The following is a 19076-nucleotide window of genomic DNA, read 5'->3' on the forward strand; positions in this document are numbered from 1 at the left end:
CGAGATCGAGCCGATGCGAAACGAACCGGTGAGCCCGGCCGGATCGGCATCGCCGGCAAGCAGGCCTGTTTCGCCCACGATGCGCCGGGCCCGCGGCAGGAGCGCGCGGCAGGCGATGGTGGGCACGACGGCGTGTCCGGCGCGCGAGAGCAGTTCCACGCCAAGGCTGCGCTCCAGCGCCTGGATGCGCTGGCTGACGGCGGCGGAGGTGAGGCCTTCGGTGCGGGCGGCCGCGGCGATCGAGCCGCTTTCCACCACGGCGATCAGGCTTTTGAGGTAGCGCGTATCCAAAAGAATTCCTGTCGAAGCGCTTCAGAATTATATTCTTTCTCTTTTTGTTGCCGCGGCCTAGCATCGCCGGTCTCCACCGTATCCAGATTGCTTCGGAGGCCTCCATGCCCGCTCTTTTCCACTTCGCGTACCACGTGCTCGATCTCGACGACTCCCGCGCCTTCTACTGCGGCGCGCTCGGCTGCATCGAGGGCCGCAGCACCAGCACGTGGGTCGACATCGACTTCTTCGGCCACCAGCTCTCGCTGCATCTCGGCCAGCCCTTCGCCGTGACGAACACCGGCCGCGTGGCCGAACACTTCGTGCCGATGCCGCACCTGGGCGTGATCCTGCCGATGGACGAATGGAAGGCGCTCGCGGCGCGCCTGCAAGCGCGCGGCGACATCGCCTTCGACCTGGAGCCGCAGATCCGTTTTGCCGGCCAGCCCGGCGAACAGGCCACCATGTTCTTCCGCGACCCGAGTGGCAACCCGATCGAGGTGAAGGGCTTCAGCGAACTGACCGACGTCTACGCGCAATGAGCGAGCCCATCGCTTTCGTTCCGCGCGCCGGCTTCGAGCAGGCCGACGCCTGGCTGGGCGCGCTGCGCCAGGCGATGCCCGGCGAAACCATCGTACCCGTCGGCGCCATGGGCGAAGCGCAGCGCCGTGCCGTCAAGGTCGCCATCGTCGCGAATCCCGATCCGCAGGACCTCGGCGCACTGCCGGGCCTGTGCTGGATCCACAGCGTGTGGGCGGGCGTGGAGCGCTTGGTGGCCGACCTGGGTGAGACCGACCTGAAGATCGTCCGCCTGGTCGATCCGCAGCTCGCCACGACCATGGCCGAAGCCGTGCTGGCCTGGACGCTCTACCTGCACCGCGATATGCCGGCCTATGCCCGGCAGCAGCGCGACGCGCTGTGGCACCCGCTGCCCTACCGGCGCCCCGGCGCCCGTACGGTCGGCCTCCTGGGGCTCGGCGCGCTGGGCGAAGCGGCGGCGGCGGTGCTGCGGGCCGCAGGCTTCCAGGTCCGCGGCTGGAGCCGACAGCGCAAGGCGATCGAGGGTGTCGAATGTTTTGCAGGCGTGCAGGAGCTCGATCTCCTGCTGGAGCGCTCCGACATCCTCGTCTGCCTGCTTCCGCTGACGCCGCAGACCACCGGCGTGCTCGACGCCGCCCGGCTGGCCCGGCTGCCCCGAGGCGCGCAGCTGATCAATTTCGCGCGCGGTCCCATCGTGGTGGAAGCGGCACTGAAGGACGCTCTCGATGCCGGGCATTTGCGCCACGCCGTGCTGGACGTCTTCAAGCGCGAACCGCTGAGCGCCGACGCCTGGGAATGGCGGCATCCCGCCGTGACCGTGCTGCCGCACATCTCCGCCCCGACCGACCGCGAGACCGCCGCGCAGATCGTCGCCGGCAACATCCGCCGCTGGCGCGCAAGCGGCGTGCTGCCGCCAACGGTCGACGCCAGGACCGGGTACTAGACAGTCCTCCAGCAACGTGCTTGTGCTGGAGGGGACGTCTGCTTATTGCTGCGGCCGGGTTTGCGCCAGCTCGGGCCGGCGCCAGTGGAAATCGGTGCGCTGCTGGAAGCCCTCGGCGATGGCGATCAGCTGCGCATCGCGGCCCCCAGCCGCGGCGATCTGCACGCCGATCGGCAGACCAGCGCTGTCGAAGCCAGCCGGCACCGAAACGCCGCACATGTCCAGCAGGTTCTGGATGCGCGTGTAGCGCACCGGCGGAACGCCGTGGTCCACGGAGGCGACCGGCCGGGCGGTGGTCATGGTGGTCGGCGTCACGAGCGCGTCGCTGCGTGACAGCAGCGCGCTGAATTCCCGCTTCCACGCCTCGCGCTGCCGCATGGCGCGGACGTAGTCGACCGCCATCAGGCGCGAACCGGCGGCGATGCGGGGGCGCACCGAGCTGTCCATCGCGGCCGCGGCGTCGGCGGCGAGTTCGCCGTGTTCGACGGCGGCTTCGGTGAGCATGATGGCGCTGGTGGTCTGCGCAAACGTGTCCAGCGGCCGCGGCATCGCAACGACCGTCACGTGCGCACCGCCCTGCTCGAACACCTGCAGCGCGGACTCGTAGGCCGCCAGCACGTCGGGCGCAACGCCCTCCAGGTCGGGCGGACCGAGCCGCGCGAGCCGCAGGCCGGCGAAGGGCTGGGCGCCACTGGTGGCGGCTTGTGGCTGCAGCGAGCGGTCTTGCGCCAGCACAGCGTACAGCAGCGCCGCGTCCTGCGCCGCCCGGGCGAACACGCCGATGCTGTCCAGGGTGGTGCTCAGGGCCACCACGCCGGTGCTGTCGATGCGGCCCACCGTCGCCTTGAATCCGGTGATGCCGCAGAAGGCGGCGGGCACGCGCACCGAGCCGCCGGTGTCCGAGCCGATCGCCAGCGGCACCAGGCCGGCCGCGACCGCGACGGCCGACCCGCTGCTGGAGCCGCCCGGCGTGCGGTGCGTGGCGTGGTCCCAGGGGTTGCGCGGCGTGCCCATGTGTTCGTTGGTGCCCCACGCGCCGAGCGCGAACTGCACCATGTGGGTCTTGCCGACGATGATGGCGCCGGCGGCATGCAGCAGTTCCACGATGCGGGCGGAGCGCTGCGCGACTCGCTTGGCAAACAGCGGCGAGCCGTTGCTGGTCACCTTGCCGGCGATGTCCACCAGGTCCTTCACCGCGACCGGGATGCCATGCAGCGGGCCGAGCCGGTAGCCGGCGCGCATCATTCGATCGGCCGCTTCCGCCGCTGCGAGCGCCTCCCCTTCATAGACCTCGCTGAAGGCATGCAGGTAGGGGTCGTGCTCGCGGATGCGGGCCAGGCAGGCCGTCACGATGGCAACCGACGTGAGCTCGCCGCTGGCCAGCGCCCGCGACAACTCGGTCGCGCTGTCCAGGGAAATGTCGATGGCCGGCGGCAGGGGGGAGGAGGACATGGGCGATGGCTTCAAAGGAGGAGCTCCCAATTTATCGTTGCGCCTGACGGAAGAAAAACGAATTCTTCGACGGCTGGTTGATAGAATTTCTGGATCATGCGGTTTACCCTAAGACAGATCGAGGCGTTCTACTGGACGGCCAAGCTCGGCAGCATCCACGGGGCGGCGAAGCACCTGAATTTCAGCCAGCCCGCCGTGTCCTCGCGCATCAAGGAACTGGAAGGCGCGCTGAACCTGGAACTGTTCTCGCGCAAGAAGCAGCGCATCGAGCTCACCGCGGCGGGCCGCAACGCCCTCGCCCACGCCGAGCGCGTGTTGAACGCGGGCAAGCAGTTCGAGCAGCTTGGCGTCTCCGCCGCGCCAGTGGAAGGCGTGCTGCGCCTCGGTTCGGACGAGTCGACCGCGATGGTGGCGTTGACCGAGGCCCTGACCCGGCTCAAACAGCGCCACCCCCGGTTGATCGTCGAACTGATCATCGACGTCGGCACCGTGCTGACGGAGAAGCTGCGCAAGCGCGAGCTGGACATCGCGCTGCACACCAGTTCCGGCGCCGCATCGCACGTGATCGACGAACTGCTCGGGTGGGTGGAGTACCAGTGGGTTGCCTCGCGCGACATGGAGGTGCCGGAAGGCGTGTTCGTGCCGGCTGTCGCGGCCAGGCTGCCGATCGTGACCAACTCGCCGCCTTCGACGCTCAACGGCATCGTCCACAAGTGGCTGCACAGCGGCGGCCAGGATTTCGACGGCGTCAACTGCTGCAACTCGCTGTCGCTCATGCTGCGGCTGGTGCGGGCGCGCCACGCGGTCGCCGTGCTGCCGGTCGCGATCCTGCGCGAGCAACTCGCCGCCGGCGAGCTGCGGGTGCTGGCCGCGAAGCCGGAGCTTCCGCCCGCACCCTACTACGCCTCGTATCTGAAGGAGCAGTACGGGCCTGGCATCGAGGTGATCATCGAGATCGTGCGATCGGTCCTGCAGGATTCGCGCTTCTTCACCCGGGTGGCTGAACCGCCCGCCCGGGCGCCCTCCCCAGCCCACGTGCTCAAGGAGAAGAGCGCGGCCGGCCCCTGCTGAGGCGGTCCGCGCCGATGCGTGCTTACTGCGGCTGAATGTTGGCCGCTTTGATGATCTTGGCGTACACGACGGCATCGCTGCGGATCGCATCCGAATAGTCCCTCGGCGTGCCGCCGATCGGGTCGAGGCTGAGTTCGGTGAGCTGTTTGCCGACCTCGCCGGCCAGCACCTTTTGAATTTCAGCATTGAGTTGGTCGACGATCGCCTTGGGCGTGGCGGCCGGTGCCAGCATGCCGATCCAGGTCACCGACTCATAACCGCTGACGCCAGCCTCGCTCACGGTCGGAAGGTCGGGCAAGAGGCTGGAGCGTTTCGCGCTCGTGATCGCGAGTGCCTTGACCTTGCCCTGCTTGATGTAGGGCATGGCCGTCGGCGCGGTCTCGAACATTGCATCGATCTGGCCGCCCAGCAGGTCGGTCAAGGCGGGTGCCCCGCCCTTGTAAGGCACGTTCAGGATGTCGGCGCCGGTCATTAGTGCAAACTGCTGGGCCGCGATGTCCTGGCCGGTGCCGATGCCGGCGCTGCCGACCGACACCTTGCCCGGACGGGACTTCGCCAGGGCAATGAACGCCTTGACATTCGAGGCCTGCACGGACGGGTGCACGATCAGGATGTTCGGCTGGTTGACCAGGCGGATCACCGGCGCAAAATCCTTGGCCGGATCGAACGGGAGCTTCTTATAAAGATGGCTGTTGGCCACCAGCACGCCCGGCCCGGTGACCAGCAGCGTGTAGCCGTCCGGGGCGGACCTGGCCACCAGGTCGGCGCCGATATTGCCCGAGGCGCCCGGGCGGTTGTCGATGATGAAGGGCTGGCCGAGCGCATCGCCCAGTTTTTTCCCCACCAGGCGCGCCACCATGTCGACGCTGCCGCCGGGCGAGAACGGGACGATGATCCTGACCGGCCTGGTCGGGTAGGTTTGTGCGGAGACGGCGGTCGCAGCGAGCAGCGACAGCAGGAGGAAGCTGCGACGAATCACGTGAGGCATGGATGTTCCGGTAAGCGCTTGGACATGGGACAGGAAGCGTGGGACAGCAAGCGCGGTCAGCGCTTCCGTTGCTTCTCGATCGCGTCCATGATGATCCTGGTGGAGCCAAGGATGTCGGGGTACTTCTCGCCGGCGTCGATGCGCGCCAGGGTGAGCTTTTCGTCCTTGCTCATTTGCAATGCGCGCTGCACCGATTCCCTGATGTCCGCGGCAGGCATGACGAGCACGCCGTTCTCATCGGCCAGGATGGCGTCGCCGGGGTTCACCGTCACGCCGCCGCAGCTCACCGGATTGCAGAACTCGCCGCCCAGGCCAAGCGTCTTGACGGTCACGGCGGACGTGCCGCGCGACCAGACCGGGACGTCGTACTGTCGCAGCTCGCCCAGGTCGGTCACCAAGCCGTCGACGATGATGCCCGCCACGCCCGCGGCGCGAGCCGCATAGGCCACTGCGCCGCCGATGCAGGCGATCGACATGTCGCCGCAGCGATCGATCACAAGCACGTCGCCGGGCCGCGCCTGGCCGATGGCGTAGTGAACCATTGCGCCATCCATGCCGGGCGCGCGCGCCGTGATGGCGGTGCCGGCGATGCGGCGATCCTGGAAATGGGCCTTGATCGCCGGGCTCATGAAGCCCGTGTAGCGGAAATGGCCGATGACGGCCGGCTCGGCCTGGACCAGCAGCGCGATCAGGTCGGCGTCGACGGGAGTGGGAAGCGGTTTGAGTTCGTACATACGGGGTGTGTTATCGGGTGAAGCAAGAACACGGCCAATCTATCGCCGCGCCCTGCGAACGAAAAGCCAGTTATCTTGATGCTGGTTGATCCAGTTCCTGGATCAGGCGGTCCGTGGACTGAAGACGTGCGCCGGCTCCGTCTCAGGAGGCACCTCTGCCGCCATCTTGAGCAACAACTCGCGCTGACGCGCGAAGGTGCGCTCCAGAAAGGGAAGGTCCGTTGCCGGAACCGGAATGCCGAGGCGGTCGAGCACCGCCTGCGCCGGTTGGAGCTCGTGCTCGCGATCGCTCGCCATGGCCTGCCTCAATCCAGTTGCAGGTTGGCCTTCCTGGCCACTTCCCGAAACCGCACGAGTTCGGCCGCGAGGAGCTTGGCATGGGCGGCGGGGCTGCGCTGGTCCGCAGGGAACGGTTCGGTACCGAGCTCAGCGAAGCGCTTCTGCACCACCGGGTCGGCCAGGGCCACCTGCAGCGCCTCGTTCACTTGCTTGATCACGTTCGGGGGCGTGCCTTTTGGCGCATAGAGCCCGTGCCAGACCGAGACGTCGACCTGCGGGATGCCCAGTTCACGGGTGGTCGGCACGTCCGGCAGGTAGGCGCTGCGCTTGGGGGATGTGATGGCGTAGACCTTGATCTTCTTCGCGGCGATCTGAGGCAGTGCGTTGGTCGTCTGGTCGCACAGCACGTCGGAGTTACCGGCGATCACATCCTGCAGTGCCTGGCTGGTGCTCTTGTACGGAATCAGGTTGGGATGGGCGTTCAGCGCCTCCGACAGCATGATCGCGCACAGGTGCGAGCCGGTGCCCACGCCGGCGTTGGCCAGCGAGATCTTGTCGCCTTCGGATTTGAGCCGCGCAAACAGTTGCCTGGCGTCGGGCGCCTTGAAGTTGTTGTTGGTCGTGATCACATAGGGCCCGTTGTTGATCAGGCCGATCGGCACGAACGCCGTCGCGGTGTCGTAGCTCAAATTCTTGTACAGCGCGGCGGAGAGCGCGATCGTGGTGTGGATCATCAGCGTGTAGCCGTCCGCCGCTGCGCGAGCGGCGCGCGCCGCAGCGATCGTGCCGCTCGCGCCGGGCACGTTCTCCATCACCAGGGGCTGATGCAGCTTCTCGGACATTTTTTGCCCGACCAGGCGGGCGACGGTGTCGGTGGCGCTGCCGGCCGGAAAGGGCACGATCATGGTGATCGCACGGGTTGGGTAGGACTGCGCGCTCGCCTGGAACGACATCGCCGCGCAGGCGATGAGGCCCAGGGTTTTGATCTGCTGGTGGAGAGACTGCTTCATGGGGCGGTTCCTTGGATTTGTGGACGGCACGGCTTAACGCGGAAGCGGCGAAGGCGCAGGTTGCTGGGCGGCGAACCAGTCGTGGATCTGGTCGCCGTTCCAGAACACCACGCCTTCCCGCGACGCGAAGAGATCCAGCATCTGTTCGAAATACTTGATGCGGTGGGCAGCGCCGGAAACGTACGGGTGCACTCCGAACGCCATCACGCGCACGGAGTTGGCGCTTTCCTCGTAAAGGCGGTCGAACGCGTCGCTCGCGCGTTTGAGGAGCGCGTCCGACTCATGCTGGCCGCTGACCATCACCGTGATGTCGTTGATCTCCACCGTGTAAGGAATGGACACCAGCGGGCGCGTGGCAGTCTTCGCCCAGAACGGCTGGTCGTCGAGAATCCAGTCACCGAACCAGTCGAGTCCGGCTGCGGCGACGTGATCGAGGGTTTCGAGCGTCTGCGTGCGTCCAGGGCCGAGCCAGCCACGCGGCCTCTTGCCGAGGAATCGTGCAAGTACGTCCAGCGAGTGGCGGATCATCGCGGGCTGGTCTTCCACCTTGTGGATCGACATCTGCACGTAGCAGTGCGCCATGAACTCCCAGCCGGCATCGCGCGCGGCCTCGGGCACGAGAGGCAGGGTCTCGCACACCTTGGCATTGATGGACAAGGTCGGCTTGATACCACGCTTTTCGAAGGCGTCCAGCAGCCGCCAGAACCCCACACGCATTCCGTATTCGTGCCAGGTCCAGTTCGGCATGTCGGGCACGGCGCCTGAAATTCCGCCCGGCGGGGGCGATGCGTGGCGCGGCATCGGGCGATCGATCTCCCATTCCTCGATGTTCACCACGGGCCAGATGATCAGCCGGGTGCCGTCTTTGCTGCGCAGCGGCGGGCGCTTGAACGGGGATGAGTATTCGAATCGTTCGCGGGGATGCATGAGAAGGTCCTTGTTGCGTGCCGAGGGGTCAGCCCGCGGCGTTGAGATCGGGCCAGCGGCGGTGCCAGTCCGTGGCCGCTTCGAAGGCATGTGCCACGCGGTAGACCATCGCTTCGTCGAAGGCCTTGCCGACAAGCTGCAGGCCCATGGGCAACCCGGTTTGCGAGAAACCCATGGGCACCGAGATGGCTGGCGTGCCGGTGAGGTTGAATGGCGTGCGCGCCTGACGGTCGTACGTGCGGTCGACCTCCGCCTCGTCATCGATCGCGCACGGCAGCTCCAGACTGGAGACGCAGAGGGCCGCGTCGACCCGACCCATTGCTTGCGCGAATTCGTTGGTGAGCAAGGTGCGCATCTGCTGTGCCCGGATGTAGTCGGCCGCCGAGAGAAACGCTCCCGGCAGCAGGCGCGTGCGACCGCGCATGCCGTACTCGGCACCCCGGGTGCGCAGCCAGTGTTCGTGCAGCGCGAAGGCTTCGGCCTGAAGGATCAGACGGCCGCAACCTACATAGGTGTCCAGAGGCGAGAGCTGCAGCGGGATGAGTTCCGCGCCGAGCCCCGCGATCACCTGGCAGGCCTGCTGGAACGCGCTGCGGATCTCGGCGTTGGCCCCCGCACCGAACTCCTCGAGGATGCCGATACGCAGCCCCGACAAGCCCTGCTCGGGACCGGGCGCCAGTGACGCAGCCGGATGGTGGACGCTCGAGGGGTCCGCGGGATCACGTCCCATGATCGCCTCCAGCACCAGCGCGTTGTCACGGACCGTGCGCGTGAGCGGCCCCACGTGATCGAGGGAGAATGCCAGCGGGAACACCCCGCGGCGGCTGACAGCCCCGTACGTCGCCTTCATGCCGGTGATACCGCAGGCGGTAGCGGGATTGCGGACCGAACCGCCGGTGTCGGTGCCGATCGCAACGGGGGCAAAGCCAGCTGCGACCGCGACGGCGCCGCCGCTGGAAGAGCCGCCGGGATGATGCGTGCGCTTCCACGGATTGCGCGAGGGCGGCCACGGCAGGTCGAAGGAAGGACCGCCGGTGGCGAATTCGTGCAGCGCGCTTTTGCCGATGAAGATGGCTCCCGCTGCGCGCAGCCTGGTCACCACGAAAGCGTCGCTGCGCGCGACATGCTCCATGCGAAGCCTCGAGTGCGCCGAGGTGCGCTGGCCGGCGACGTCGATCAGGTCCTTCAACGCGATCGGAACGCCGTGCAAAGGGCCCCGCCAGCCGCCTTGCGCGATCTCGATCTCGGCGGTCCGGGCAGCGTCAAGTGCGCCTTCAGGGTCCGTGCTGATGAAAGCGTTGAGAGCCGGCTCGTAGCGCTTCAGACGTTCGACGAATGCAGTGACGTACTCCACCGGCGAAAGCTTGCGCGCGCGCAGCAGGCCGGCAGCGTCCGAGAGGGACAGTTGGGTCAGATCGGTGGAGGTGGGCGCGTTCAAGGGTGCACTGCAGGGTCGAGCGTGCCATGATTATTCCCATTCGGAATTCTGTGTCAACCACTATTCCGAATTGAGCCGCGCCTGCCGGGCCTGCGTTCCGCGGATCTGCCGATCTCCTCCAGCTGGCGAATCAGTGCCAGTGCCGGGTCGGACAGGGCAACTGCGCGGCTGCGCACAACCCCGATGGTCTGCGACGGCAGGAAGCGCGCAAGACTCACGATCGGGAGCCGAATCCCGGACACCGCGTCAGCCGCGCCACGCAGCCCGATGCCAAGCCCTACCCCCAGTTCCACGTAACGCTCCAGCATTTCCACGCTGTCCAGCTCAACCGCGATTTCGTACGGTACTTTCAGCCGGCGGAACTCACGTTCCAGCAGCGCCCGGGTCTCGGTGTGGAAACGCGGCACGATGAGGGGGTACTGCGCAAGCTCTTTCAGCGACTTGGGCGCCTCCTTGGCGAACGGGTGATCCTGCGGCGTGATGACGATGCGCTCGGATGGATAGAGCGGCGTGAATTCGAGGCTGCGCGAAGGCCCCGGATCGGGCGCCACAGCGAAGTCCACGCTGCCCGTCTCGACCATCTCGAATACTTCTTCCTTGGTGCCGGAGAGCACGCGGGTCCGCGTCGCTGGAAGCTGCTGCCGAAGCTGTCGGACCGCCTGCGGCAGCGCGTAGCCGACAAAGCCGTGAGGCACTCCGACGGCCACGCGCGCGGTGATCGCGAACGGTCCAAGATGGCTCAAGCCTTCGAGGCCTTCGACGAGGGGTTCGGCCATCCGAAGCAGGTTCGTGCCGGCAGCGGTGACCCGCAGCGGGCGCATGCCGCGCTCCAGGAGGGCCCGGCCGATCTCCGCCTCCAGCCGCTGCACGTGCTTGGTGACAGCGGGCTGGCCGAGCCCCAGCGCCTCCGATGCCTTCGAGAAGCTTCCAAGCTTCGCGACCATGCAAAAGCTCCTGAGTTCCTTGATGTCCAAACGCAATCGCTCCGAGAGGGAAACCTGCTGGAAAATTCCGTGTAGCTGTGATGCTTGCGCAGATTGTCCATCGGAACCGATCGGATCGTCCTCGCTGCCAGGCACGGCAACCTGGCCCGCCATGGGCGATCAGCGGATGCCGCCGTCGCTCTTGCCCGACGTGGGCGGCAGAGGTCGGCCGCTCAGAACCGGATCGGGCTCGCGTGATTCAGGATGGCGCGGGTCACGCTCCACGCAACCAGCATCGAGCTGCGCGGGTTGTCCGCAAAGGCGGCGTTGTACGTGCTGAATTCCAGCCGGCCGAAAGCACCGCTTGCGACCACGTGATGAACGTTGCAGTCCACCGCCGGGTCCGCCAGCAGCGTGACGTGGGTCTGGTCGAGGCCGATGCCGGCCATTGCGACGGTCGCCGCGACGTTGGCATTCTTCGGAAACCGCAAGGCCGCGGTGCGGGCCGGGCCCGCGAAGACCACCGTCGCTTCCTGCAGCTGCTCCAGCGAGTGTTGGCTCGCGGCGGCCGTGCCCTCCCAGGCCCGCGGCGGCTTGCGGCCGGTGTAGCGCACCTCGCTCAGGCCGCCGAGCGCCGCGGCCGCCAGGGCATCGATCGCGCCGATCGCGCCGGTGATCAACTGGGTGTAGGTGTGGCCCTTGCGCGCCGCGGCCTGCACGCTTGCGAGCACGCCCGGCGTGGCAAGCGCGCCCACCGAGCAGACCAGGCAAGGGATGCCGCGCTCCAGCGCCGGCACCACGTGCTGCGTCACCGCGGCGTCGCTCGCCATCTCCACGACCAGGTCGATCCCCGTGTCCGGCACCGCGTCGACCGCCAGCGCATCGCCCGACCCCGGCGCGGCTGCGCGCCCCTCTTGCGAGCGGGGCGACCGGACCACTGCGGCGACGTGCACGTCACTGCTGGCCGCGAGCTGCCTGCGCACTTCGGCGGCGATGACGCCGGTGCCGACCAGGCACAGTCGCAAGCGGCCGGCCGGCATCAGGCTGCCACGATGAAGGGCTCGTCCGTCGGAAACTTCGCGGACAGCAGCAGCGGCGCGCCGGCGCGAACCAGGATCATGTCCTGCACGTGCCAGAAGTCCTTGTGCGGCTCGAGCGCCAGCACCATGCCCTCCTCCAGCACGATGTCGGAGCCGCGCCGCAGGATCGGCTCCTGCTGGTGCCACCAGGCGCCGACACCGTGGCCGACCAGCAGCGACTTGTACTGCCAGCGATTGCGCTCGAAGGCCTCCATGACGAACTGGTACAGATCGCCCACGCGCGCGCCGGCGCGGCAGCGGTCGATGGTGGCGCGGTAGATCTCCAGGTTGATCGCGTATTCGGCGCGCTGCGTCGGGCTCGGGGGGCCCATCAGCACATTGCGCGACTGGTGGCCGGGGTAACCGCCCAGGTAGGCCACGTAGTCGGTGCGGATCACGTCACCGCGCGCGATGACGCGGTCGCTCTCGCCCGCGTACGCGATCGTGTTCTTGTCCGAGTTCAGGATGCCGTGCGCCCACTCGAAGCCCTTGTCCAGGCACGTCGCCACCATGTCGGCGTGCACCTTGCGCTCCGTGTCGTCGAAGCGCACGCGGCGGAACACATCGAGGTAGACGTCGTCCAGCAGGTCCGCGGCCCGGCGGATGTTCTCCACCTCCGCCGGCGTCTTGATCCAGCGCACCCGATCCATCAGCGCCGTGCAGTCGGTCATGGCCAGCTGCGGCAGCGCGCGCTGCACCAGCTGCCAGTCGCGCGCGCTGACGTAGTCCTGCTCGAAGCCCACGCGCGCCCGTGCCAGGCCGGCCGCGCTGATCACTTCGGCGAGCTTGGCGTACGGCGACTCCACGTAGCCTTCGTACAGCTCGATGTGTTCGACCCAGGAGTCGCGCTGGGCCAGGCCGGCCGCCGTCTTGTTCGCGATGATCGTCGGCGGGCCGTTGCGCGGCCACAGCAGCAGCACCGCGCGTGCGGAGTCCGCCAGGTCCTGGTGGCGGGCCAGCGTGCCGGGGTACACCACGCCGGACAGGTAGGTGAAGTTCTGTCCGGATCGCAGCACCACGGCATCGAGCCCGGCCTCGTCCATCAGGGTGTTCAGACGCTCGACGTTGGCGATGTTCTTGCGAAGGCTTGTCATGAGAAAGGATCTCCTGGGTGTTTTTTGTTGGGGGGGGCCGACCGGCGCCCTCAGAAGGGACGCGTCGCGGCCGGCGCGAGCGATTGCGCCACGATGGTCCGCATCAGTTCGACGACTGCGGCGTTCGCCGCCGGCGGGATGCCGTCGCACCAGGCGCGCAGGGTGCCGGTGCCGCCGTCGACCAGGCCCAGCCCGACGCCGACGTGCGCGAGCGCGATCTCCTGTTCCGCGGTGTGGCACAGGGAAAGGTCGCCGCGCAACAGCGCCAGGCCAGCGGTCACGGCGTGCGCGCCCATGTTGGAGCTGTTGGCGACCAGCAGGACGTCGGTCTCGATGACCGAGTACACGCCGCCACCGCAAGGGGTGACCTCGGCGAAGGCGAACTCGGGCAGCGCCTGCATCATTCGCGCGTGAATGACGCCGAAGCCGATCTCGTTGCCGCCGTCGCCGATGCCGACAGTGCGCCGGCCCAGCGCGCGCGCCGTCGTGAACAGGTGGTCCACATTGGCGCGGAAGCCGGCGCGGGACACGCCGGTGGCGCCGTAGATGACGCCGCTGGAATTGCCGCCGAGCCGCTCGATGGCGCAGACGACCTCGTGTTCTCGTGCGAGCTGCTCTTGCAGCGGCTGGTCACGCAAGCCGATCTCCAGCACGTCGACGCGCGCGTCCAGACCGGTGGCTCGCAAGAGGCCGCGGAAAGGTCCTGCCGCGGCGGGATCGGTGAGGATGCGCACCGCATGCCCGATGGCCACGAGCGCGCGCGCCAGCACCACCGTGCCGATCGGGCCGTCGTTCTCGCCCACCGGCATGTGGCCGGGGACCGCCGCGCCGCTGACAAGCAGCACGCGCGCCGGCGGCCGGTCGAAGACGCGCGCGGCTGCGTGCACCAGGGACATGCCGGTGACCTGGCGTGCCAACTGGTACATCGTCCACTTCGCGCCGCGCGGCAGCAGTCGGCTGCGCATCTCCACGTTCAGCAGCCGGTCGAGATTCTCGAAGGCGATGGTGTCGGCCAGCGCCGGATCGCACACGCCCTCAGTCAAGCTTCGCTCCCGACTCCTGGATCACCCGGCGCCACTTCGGTACCTCGGCCTTCACCAGTGCGCCGAGGGCGGCCGCCGACGATCCGCTCGGCTCGACGCCCGCGGCCTTGAATCTCTCCCGGACCTGCTCCGAGGCCAGGGCGCGCTGCACTTCCGCATTGAGCCGTTCGACGATCGCGGGCGGCGTGCCCTTGGGGGCGAACAGCGCGTACCACGTCACCAGCTCGTAGCGGGGAACGGTTTCGCCGATCGCCGGAACGCCGGGCAGGTCTGGATCGCGCTGCGCGCTGCTGACGCCCAGCGCGCGCAGCTTGCCGGCGCGCATCTGCGGCAAGGCCGACGGCTTGGTGTCGAACATCATGTCGACCTGGCCGGCCAGCAGGTCCGTCATCGCCGGGCCGGCGCCGCGGTAGGGGACGTGCAGCAGGTTCGCGCCCGACAGGCTCTTGAACAGTTCGCCGCCCAGGTGCTGCGCCGAACCCGGTCCCGCGGACGCGAAGGTCAGGCCGGTACCGGCCGGCCGCTGCTTCGCCAGCGCCACCAGTTCGGCAACGTTCTTCACGGGCAGCGTCGGGCGGACCATCAGCAGCAAGGAAGTCTGCGCCACCAGCGACACCGGAGCGAAATCGGCGATCGGGTCGTAGCCCAGGTGGCCATAGAGGCTGGGATTCACGGCGTGCGTTGCGCTGCTGCCAAGCACCAGCGTGTAGCCGTCGGCCGGCGCGTGCGCGGCGAGGTCGGTGCCGAGGCTGCCGCCGGCACCCGCTCGGTTGTCGATGATGACCTGCTGCCCCATCTGCTGCGACAGGCGAGCGCCAATGATGCGGGCGACGACGTCGGTGCCGCCACCGGGTGGGAAGGGCGTGATCAGGCGGATGCTGCGATCGGGATAGCCGCCGGGCTGGGCGGCGGCCGTTGCGTGCGTCAGCAAGGCGGCGGCGCCCAGGGTGAAGCTGGCGAGCGCAGCGATAAAGTTTTTCATGGTCATGCCCCATCGGCCTGCGCGGGGTGCGGCGCGGAGCGCTGTCCCAGGGCAAGGAGCTACCAGTCTGTGGCATGCCCATCAGCCCACAAAGCGCATAATTCCTATGGGGCCATTCAAAAATCTGATGGCCGAACATGAGCGCGGATCGCAGACCCTTTGCCTACGGGCACCTGAAGCTGAGACACCTGCACCTGCTGGCGCTGCTGGAGCAGGAGCGGTCGATCACGCGGGCCGCCGAAGAACTGAACCTGACGCAGCCCGCGGTGAGCGCCATGCTGCGGGAACTCGAATCGATCTTCGGGCTGCAGATGGTGCAGCGCAGTCCGCGCGGCGTCGTGCTCACGCCGGGTGCGCGTGCCGCCTTGCGCCGTTTTTCCATCGCGCTGGCCGAAGTCGATTCGGCACGCGACGAGGCGCTGCTCGCCGAGCAGCACGCAAGCCAGCGCCTGCGGGTCGGCGCGCTCGCGATCGCGATGGTGGAACTCGTTCCCGATGCGATGCGCAGCTTCCTGGCGTGCACCGGCAATGTGCGCGTGGAGTTTTCCGAAGGGACGGTCGATGGCCTGACCGACCTGTTGATGCGCGGCGAGCTCGACTGCGTCGTCGGCCGGATCGGGGCGGCCTGGGCCGGCTCTGCGGCCGCCGCGCAACTGGGGCAGGCCAGGCTGTTCGACGAACCGCGCTGGATCGTCTGCCGCGCCGGCCATCCACTGGCGGCGCAGCGCTCGGTCGGCTTGCGGGCGCTGGCGGGACAGTCCTGGGTCTTGCCGCCGCCGCCCTCGTCGACGCGCACGCTGTTCGACGAGCTGTTCCTGGTGCGCGGACTGACGCCGCCGGGGCCAACCGTGGAATCCGCCTCGGTCCACTCCAATCTGATGATGATCGCCACCACCGACCTGCTGGCGCTGGCGCCGCGGGTGGTGGCGCAACACTACATCGCGGCGGGGCAACTGCAGAAGCTGCCGGCCGCCGTCACGCTCACCGGGATGTCGGTGTCGGCGATCTGGCGGCGCACCGGCGAGAACGACGCGCTGGTGGCCCGCTTCCGCGACGCGCTGGTGCTCGCCAGCGTGGGCAAGCTGCGCAAGAAGTGAGGCGCACCGGGCCGTGCGCCTGGCTTCACGCCGATCTGCCGTAGCTTGGTATGCATTTTGAATACAAAATGCCACTTCGCCAGCGCAGATGAAGCCTGCTAAAAAGCGGCCTCGCTCTTGGGCCACGCCCGAAAGCGGGCGAGAACGGCACCGTCGTGGGGCGCAAGACCAATGGAAAACGTGCATGCAAAATGCATATCCGCAGGCTCACCTTTGAAATCCTTGTTGAAAGGGAATCGCCAGTGGACTCCTTGTTCCTGCCTCACGGCCGCCCCAGCGCACGCATCGCGCGCCTCGTACTCCTGACCGCCGCCGTCCTTGTTGCCAGCGTGCCGTCGCTCGCGCCGGCCGAGAGTGCGTACCCGTCGCGGCCGGTTCGCGTCGTCGTGCCCTTTCCCCCCGGCCAGGGCACGGACCTGATCGCGCGCCAGCTCGCCTACCATCTCGCCACGGCACTGGGCCAGAGCTTCTTCGTCGAGAACAGGCCAGGCGCGGCGGGCATCATCGGCACGCAGCTCGTGAAGAACGCGCAGGCCGACGGCTACACGCTCCTGGTCGCCGGAGGCGGTCCGCTGGCGATCAATGCCAGCTTCTACAGCAAGCTGCCCTACGACCCCGTCAAGGACTTCCAGCCGATCGCCATGATCGCGGCGGTGCCGAACGTGCTGGTCGTACGCTCCGACTTCCCGGCGAACAACCTGCAGGAACTGGTCGCGTACGTGCGCAAGAACGATGGCAAGTTGAACTACGCGTCCTCGGGCAACGGGGTGCCCAACCACCTGATCATGGAGCTGTTCAAGTCGGCGGCCAGCCTCCACATCACGCACGTCCCTTACCAGGGCTCGGGTGCCGCCATCACGGGCGTGATGGCCGGTCAGGTCGCGATGATGTTCGACACCGCCGCGGCGGTGCTGCCGCAGGTGAGGAGCGGCCGCTTCAAGGTGATCGCCACGGCGGGCGCCAAGCGGGCGCTGGCGCTGCCCGATGTCCCCACGATCGCCGAGCAGGGCTACCCCGGCTTCGCGGCCCAGGGCTGGTCGGCGCTGGTGGCCCCTGCGGGCACGCCGCCCGACGTGATCCGCCGGCTCAACGTCGAGGCGACGGCGATCCTGCGCAAACCCGAGGTACGGGCCGAGCTGATCACGCTGGGCACCGATCCCATGCAGTTCGGGGCGGACGAGACCGCTGCGTACATCAAGTCGGAAGTGGCGCACTGGGCGCAGGCGGTGAAGATCTCCGGCGCCCACGCGGATTGACGCGTTGGCAGCCGGCCTCAGCCCGCCGCTTCCTGCGAGCCGCGCACCGCCGCCGGCGCTGCGCGCATCTGATCGAGGACGACGTCGCGCTTGCGCTGCATGTGTTCGTGCATCAGCGCCCGCAGGCGCGCGCCGTCGCGCGCCTGCAGCGCTTCCAGCATCTGCTCGTGCTCCTTGACCGCCCGCTTCCACTTTTCCTGGTCGTAGTTGGAGCTGAAGCGAAGCGACTGCACCCGGGCATTGATGGCGTGGTACGCCTTGGCCAGGACGGGGTTGCGGGCGAAGCTGTTGATCGCCCCGTGGATGCGCGCGTTCAGCCGGTAGTACCCCGGCAGGTCCTTGCGCGCGTACGCGGCGAGCATCTCGTAGTGCAGCGCCTTGAGCTCGGAAAATTCCGCATCGGTCATGCGCCGCGCCGCCAGTTCGCCACCGAGTGCTTCCAGCGCACCCAGCACCTCGAAGCTGTGCGTCACGTCCGCCTCGGTCAGCTTGACGGCCACGGCGCCGCGGTTGGGCACCAGTTCGACGAGTCCTTCGGCCGCGAGCAGCTTGATCGCCTCGCGCAGCGGCGTGCGGGAAACACTGAGGCGTTCGCAGAGCTCACGCTCCTTGAGCTTGGCGCCCGGCGCGATGCTTCCTTCGACCAGCATGGCCCGCAGCCGGGACACGACCTGGTCATGCAGGCCTTGCCGTGCGATTTCGATGACTTCTGCCAAAAGACCCCCCTGCATTGCCCGACGGCCATTGTAAAGACGCGGCCGCCGTTGCCTGCGCACGCACGCGCACCGCGAGGTGCCGGTGCGCGCCTGGGGTCAGTCGGCCGTCGCGCCCGAGATCTTCACGAGCTTCGCGTACTTCTTGCCGTCGCTCGCTATCACGCGGGCGAACTCCTCGGGCGTGTCGCCCACCGTCTCGCCACCGCCTTTTTCGAGCGCGTCGCGCATCTGCGGGGAGTGCAGGGCCTTGATGATCTCCTCATGCAGCCGGGCGACGACGGGCGCAGGCGTGCCGGCGGTCGTGAAGAAGCCATGCCACACGTCGGTATCGAAGCCGGGGTAGTCCCGGCCCACGGTCGGCACACCGGGAAGCGCGGAGCTGGGCTTGCTGCCGGTGACCGCGAGGATGTGGACGCGGTCGCTGTGCAGGTAGGGCACCGCGGTGAAGACGTTGGGCGCCGCAAAGTCGATTTCTCCACCGAGCAGCGCGACCATCATCGGCCCGGCGCCCTTGTACGGAACGTGCACGTTGTTGACGCCGGCCACGCTATTGAGCAGCACGCCGGTCAGGTGGTTGGCCGAGCCGATGCCGGTGGACCCGTAATTGAGACTCTTCTTCTTCGACAGCGCCACCAGTTCCTTGACGTTGTGGGCGGGTATCGAGGCGCTGGTGACCAGGGCAATGGGGAAGTCCGCGACCAGCGAGATCGGCGCCAGCTGCTGCAGCGAGTAATTCATTTTCGGGTACAGCGCCGGTGCGATGGCCAGCGAGTTGCTCACGTACAGCAGCGTGTAGCCATCCGGTGCGGCGCGGGCGACCATTTCGCTGCCGATGTTCCCGCCCGCGCCCGGATGATTTTCGACGATGACCGGCTGCCCGAACGAGGAGGACAGCAGGTTGGCGAACAGGCGTGCGAGCACGTCGTTGGCCCCGCCCGGCGAATAAGGAACGATGAGACGGACGGTCCTGGAGGGATAGTTCTGCGCGGCTGCCGGCGCGCCCAGGCCCAGGCCGCAGGCGAGTGCGGCCGCCAGGGCCCCGAGTCTCCGTCTTGGAATCAGCATCAATACTCCTTGCGGCGATTTGCCGGACCCGATGATCCTTGCAAAGTCTATGCCACTTGCATATTGCATGCAATCCAGAAAACGAAAGGAAGCCTTCTCCGCAGAGAGGGATGCCGTTCGTCGGTCGATCAAGCTCTGAAAACTGAATTCATTATGCAAAGACGACGGA

Annotated in this window: 20 protein-coding genes; 5 read left to right on the top strand and 15 right to left on the bottom strand. The window is 67.8% G+C overall.

Annotated elements, in window-relative coordinates; genetic code table 11:
• A partial coding sequence (locus JWP60_RS03200; protein ID WP_299786308.1) for a LysR family transcriptional regulator occupies positions 1-291 on the bottom strand: 291 nt, incomplete at its 3' end.
• A 104-nt stretch (positions 292-395) separates the two neighbouring features.
• Between JWP60_RS03200 and JWP60_RS03205 the strand changes: the two genes are divergently transcribed.
• Together JWP60_RS03205 and JWP60_RS03210 are read left to right on the top strand one after the other, a co-directional pair.
• The gene (locus JWP60_RS03205) at positions 396-812 is read left to right on the top strand and encodes a VOC family protein (protein WP_299786310.1); all 417 of its coding nucleotides are present in this window, start codon (positions 396-398) and stop codon (positions 810-812) included.
• Positions 809-1753, top strand: a complete 945-nt coding sequence (locus JWP60_RS03210) for a glyoxylate/hydroxypyruvate reductase A (RefSeq protein ID WP_299786312.1) — start codon at positions 809-811, stop codon at positions 1751-1753. The genes JWP60_RS03205 and JWP60_RS03210 overlap by 4 nt, the downstream gene beginning before the upstream one ends.
• 42 nt (positions 1754-1795) lie before the next feature.
• Here the strand turns inward: JWP60_RS03210 and JWP60_RS03215 are convergent, their stop codons facing one another.
• Positions 1796-3205, bottom strand: a complete 1410-nt coding sequence (locus JWP60_RS03215) for an amidase (protein WP_299786314.1) — start codon at positions 3203-3205, stop codon at positions 1796-1798.
• A gap of 96 nt (positions 3206-3301) precedes the next feature.
• On the opposite strand from JWP60_RS03215, the gene JWP60_RS03220 reads away from it, so the two are divergent.
• Positions 3302-4276: a LysR family transcriptional regulator gene (locus JWP60_RS03220; RefSeq protein ID WP_299786316.1), complete on the top strand. Its 975-nt coding sequence runs from the start codon at positions 3302-3304 to the stop codon at positions 4274-4276.
• Positions 4277-4298: 22 nt separating this feature from the next.
• Here JWP60_RS03220 and JWP60_RS03225 read toward each other — a convergent pair whose 3' ends face one another.
• From JWP60_RS03225 to JWP60_RS03275, 11 genes are all read right to left on the bottom strand, one after another.
• Entirely contained in the window at positions 4299-5135 is an 837-nt protein-coding gene (locus JWP60_RS03225) for a tripartite tricarboxylate transporter substrate binding protein (protein ID WP_299786317.1), read from the bottom strand.
• A gap of 185 nt (positions 5136-5320) precedes the next feature.
• Positions 5321-5998, bottom strand: coding sequence for an RraA family protein (locus JWP60_RS03230; protein ID WP_299786319.1), 678 nt, complete (start codon positions 5996-5998; stop codon positions 5321-5323).
• 102 nt (positions 5999-6100) lie between these two features.
• Positions 6101-6295, bottom strand: coding sequence for a hypothetical protein (locus tag JWP60_RS03235; RefSeq protein ID WP_299786321.1), 195 nt, complete (start codon positions 6293-6295; stop codon positions 6101-6103).
• Positions 6296-6303: 8 nt separating this feature from the next.
• Positions 6304-7287, bottom strand: a complete 984-nt coding sequence (locus JWP60_RS03240) for a tripartite tricarboxylate transporter substrate-binding protein (protein WP_299786323.1) — start codon at positions 7285-7287, stop codon at positions 6304-6306.
• 33 nt (positions 7288-7320) lie between these two features.
• On the bottom strand, positions 7321-8304 hold the full coding sequence (locus tag JWP60_RS03245) for a polysaccharide deacetylase family protein (protein WP_299786325.1): 984 nt from the start codon (positions 8302-8304) through the stop codon (positions 7321-7323).
• The gene (locus JWP60_RS03250; protein ID WP_299786327.1) at positions 8243-9652 is read right to left on the bottom strand and encodes an amidase; all 1410 of its coding nucleotides are present in this window, start codon (positions 9650-9652) and stop codon (positions 8243-8245) included. The genes JWP60_RS03245 and JWP60_RS03250 overlap by 62 nt, the downstream gene beginning before the upstream one ends.
• Positions 9653-9705: 53 nt before the next feature.
• On the bottom strand, positions 9706-10749 hold the full coding sequence (locus JWP60_RS03255; protein ID WP_299786329.1) for a LysR family transcriptional regulator: 1044 nt from the start codon (positions 10747-10749) through the stop codon (positions 9706-9708).
• 59 nt (positions 10750-10808) lie between these two features.
• Entirely contained in the window at positions 10809-11615 is an 807-nt protein-coding gene (locus JWP60_RS03260) for an aspartate dehydrogenase (RefSeq protein ID WP_299786331.1), read from the bottom strand.
• Positions 11615-12748, bottom strand: coding sequence for a Xaa-Pro peptidase family protein (locus tag JWP60_RS03265; protein ID WP_299786333.1), 1134 nt, complete (start codon positions 12746-12748; stop codon positions 11615-11617). The genes JWP60_RS03260 and JWP60_RS03265 overlap by 1 nt, the downstream gene beginning before the upstream one ends.
• A 50-nt stretch (positions 12749-12798) precedes the next feature.
• Positions 12799-13791 carry a glutamate cyclase domain-containing protein gene (locus JWP60_RS03270; RefSeq protein WP_299786335.1) on the bottom strand — a complete coding sequence of 331 codons (993 nt, stop codon included), beginning with the start codon at positions 13789-13791 and terminating at the stop codon, positions 12799-12801.
• Positions 13784-14773: a tripartite tricarboxylate transporter substrate binding protein gene (locus JWP60_RS03275; RefSeq protein ID WP_299786336.1), complete on the bottom strand. Its 990-nt coding sequence runs from the start codon at positions 14771-14773 to the stop codon at positions 13784-13786. The genes JWP60_RS03270 and JWP60_RS03275 overlap by 8 nt, the downstream gene beginning before the upstream one ends.
• A gap of 137 nt (positions 14774-14910) precedes the next feature.
• On the opposite strand from JWP60_RS03275, the gene JWP60_RS03280 reads away from it, so the two are divergent.
• Together JWP60_RS03280 and JWP60_RS03285 are read left to right on the top strand one after the other, a co-directional pair.
• Entirely contained in the window at positions 14911-15870 is a 960-nt protein-coding gene (locus JWP60_RS03280; protein WP_299786338.1) for a LysR family transcriptional regulator, read from the top strand.
• A 242-nt stretch (positions 15871-16112) separates the two neighbouring features.
• Positions 16113-17126 carry a tripartite tricarboxylate transporter substrate binding protein gene (locus JWP60_RS03285; RefSeq protein ID WP_299786340.1) on the top strand — a complete coding sequence of 338 codons (1014 nt, stop codon included), beginning with the start codon at positions 16113-16115 and terminating at the stop codon, positions 17124-17126.
• 17 nt (positions 17127-17143) lie between these two features.
• On the opposite strand, the gene JWP60_RS03290 is transcribed toward JWP60_RS03285, so the two are convergent.
• A complete protein-coding gene (locus JWP60_RS03290) occupies positions 17144-17842 on the bottom strand; it encodes a GntR family transcriptional regulator (RefSeq protein WP_299786342.1) in 699 nt (232 codons plus the stop codon).
• 96 nt (positions 17843-17938) lie between these two features.
• Positions 17939-18907: a tripartite tricarboxylate transporter substrate binding protein gene (locus tag JWP60_RS03295; RefSeq protein WP_299786344.1), complete on the bottom strand. Its 969-nt coding sequence runs from the start codon at positions 18905-18907 to the stop codon at positions 17939-17941.
• Positions 18908-19076: the final 169 nt, after the last annotated feature.

Source organism: Ramlibacter sp., assembly GCF_028291745.1.
In the GTDB taxonomy this organism is placed as follows: Bacteria; Pseudomonadota; Gammaproteobacteria; order Burkholderiales; family Burkholderiaceae_C; genus Ramlibacter.

Bases quoted from the DNA above. Each gene is read 5' to 3' on its own strand.
- JWP60_RS03220 (WP_299786316.1), top strand. From the start codon at position 3,302: ATGCGGTTTACCCTAAGACAGATCGAGGCGTTCTACTGGACGGCCAAG.
- JWP60_RS03265 (WP_299786333.1), bottom strand. From the start codon at position 12,748: ATGACAAGCCTTCGCAAGAACATCGCCAACGTCGAGCGTCTGAACACC.
- JWP60_RS03235 (WP_299786321.1), bottom strand. From the start codon at position 6,295: ATGGCGAGCGATCGCGAGCACGAGCTCCAACCGGCGCAGGCGGTGCTC.
- JWP60_RS03295 (WP_299786344.1), bottom strand. From the start codon at position 18,907: ATGCTGATTCCAAGACGGAGACTCGGGGCCCTGGCGGCCGCACTCGCC.
- JWP60_RS03225 (WP_299786317.1), bottom strand. From the start codon at position 5,135: ATGGTGGCGCGCCTGGTGGGGAAAAAACTGGGCGATGCGCTCGGCCAG.
- JWP60_RS03245 (WP_299786325.1), bottom strand. From the start codon at position 8,304: ATGCCTTCGAAGCGGCCACGGACTGGCACCGCCGCTGGCCCGATCTCA.
- JWP60_RS03240 (WP_299786323.1), bottom strand. From the start codon at position 7,287: ATGAAGCAGTCTCTCCACCAGCAGATCAAAACCCTGGGCCTCATCGCC.
- JWP60_RS03275 (WP_299786336.1), bottom strand. From the start codon at position 14,773: ATGAAAAACTTTATCGCTGCGCTCGCCAGCTTCACCCTGGGCGCCGCC.
- JWP60_RS03280 (WP_299786338.1), top strand. From the start codon at position 14,911: ATGAGCGCGGATCGCAGACCCTTTGCCTACGGGCACCTGAAGCTGAGA.
- JWP60_RS03205 (WP_299786310.1), top strand. From the start codon at position 396: ATGCCCGCTCTTTTCCACTTCGCGTACCACGTGCTCGATCTCGACGAC.
- JWP60_RS03260 (WP_299786331.1), bottom strand. From the start codon at position 11,615: ATGCCGGCCGGCCGCTTGCGACTGTGCCTGGTCGGCACCGGCGTCATC.
- JWP60_RS03210 (WP_299786312.1), top strand. From the start codon at position 809: ATGAGCGAGCCCATCGCTTTCGTTCCGCGCGCCGGCTTCGAGCAGGCC.
- JWP60_RS03255 (WP_299786329.1), bottom strand. From the start codon at position 10,749: ATGGCGGGCCAGGTTGCCGTGCCTGGCAGCGAGGACGATCCGATCGGT.
- JWP60_RS03230 (WP_299786319.1), bottom strand. From the start codon at position 5,998: ATGTACGAACTCAAACCGCTTCCCACTCCCGTCGACGCCGACCTGATC.
- JWP60_RS03215 (WP_299786314.1), bottom strand. From the start codon at position 3,205: ATGTCCTCCTCCCCCCTGCCGCCGGCCATCGACATTTCCCTGGACAGC.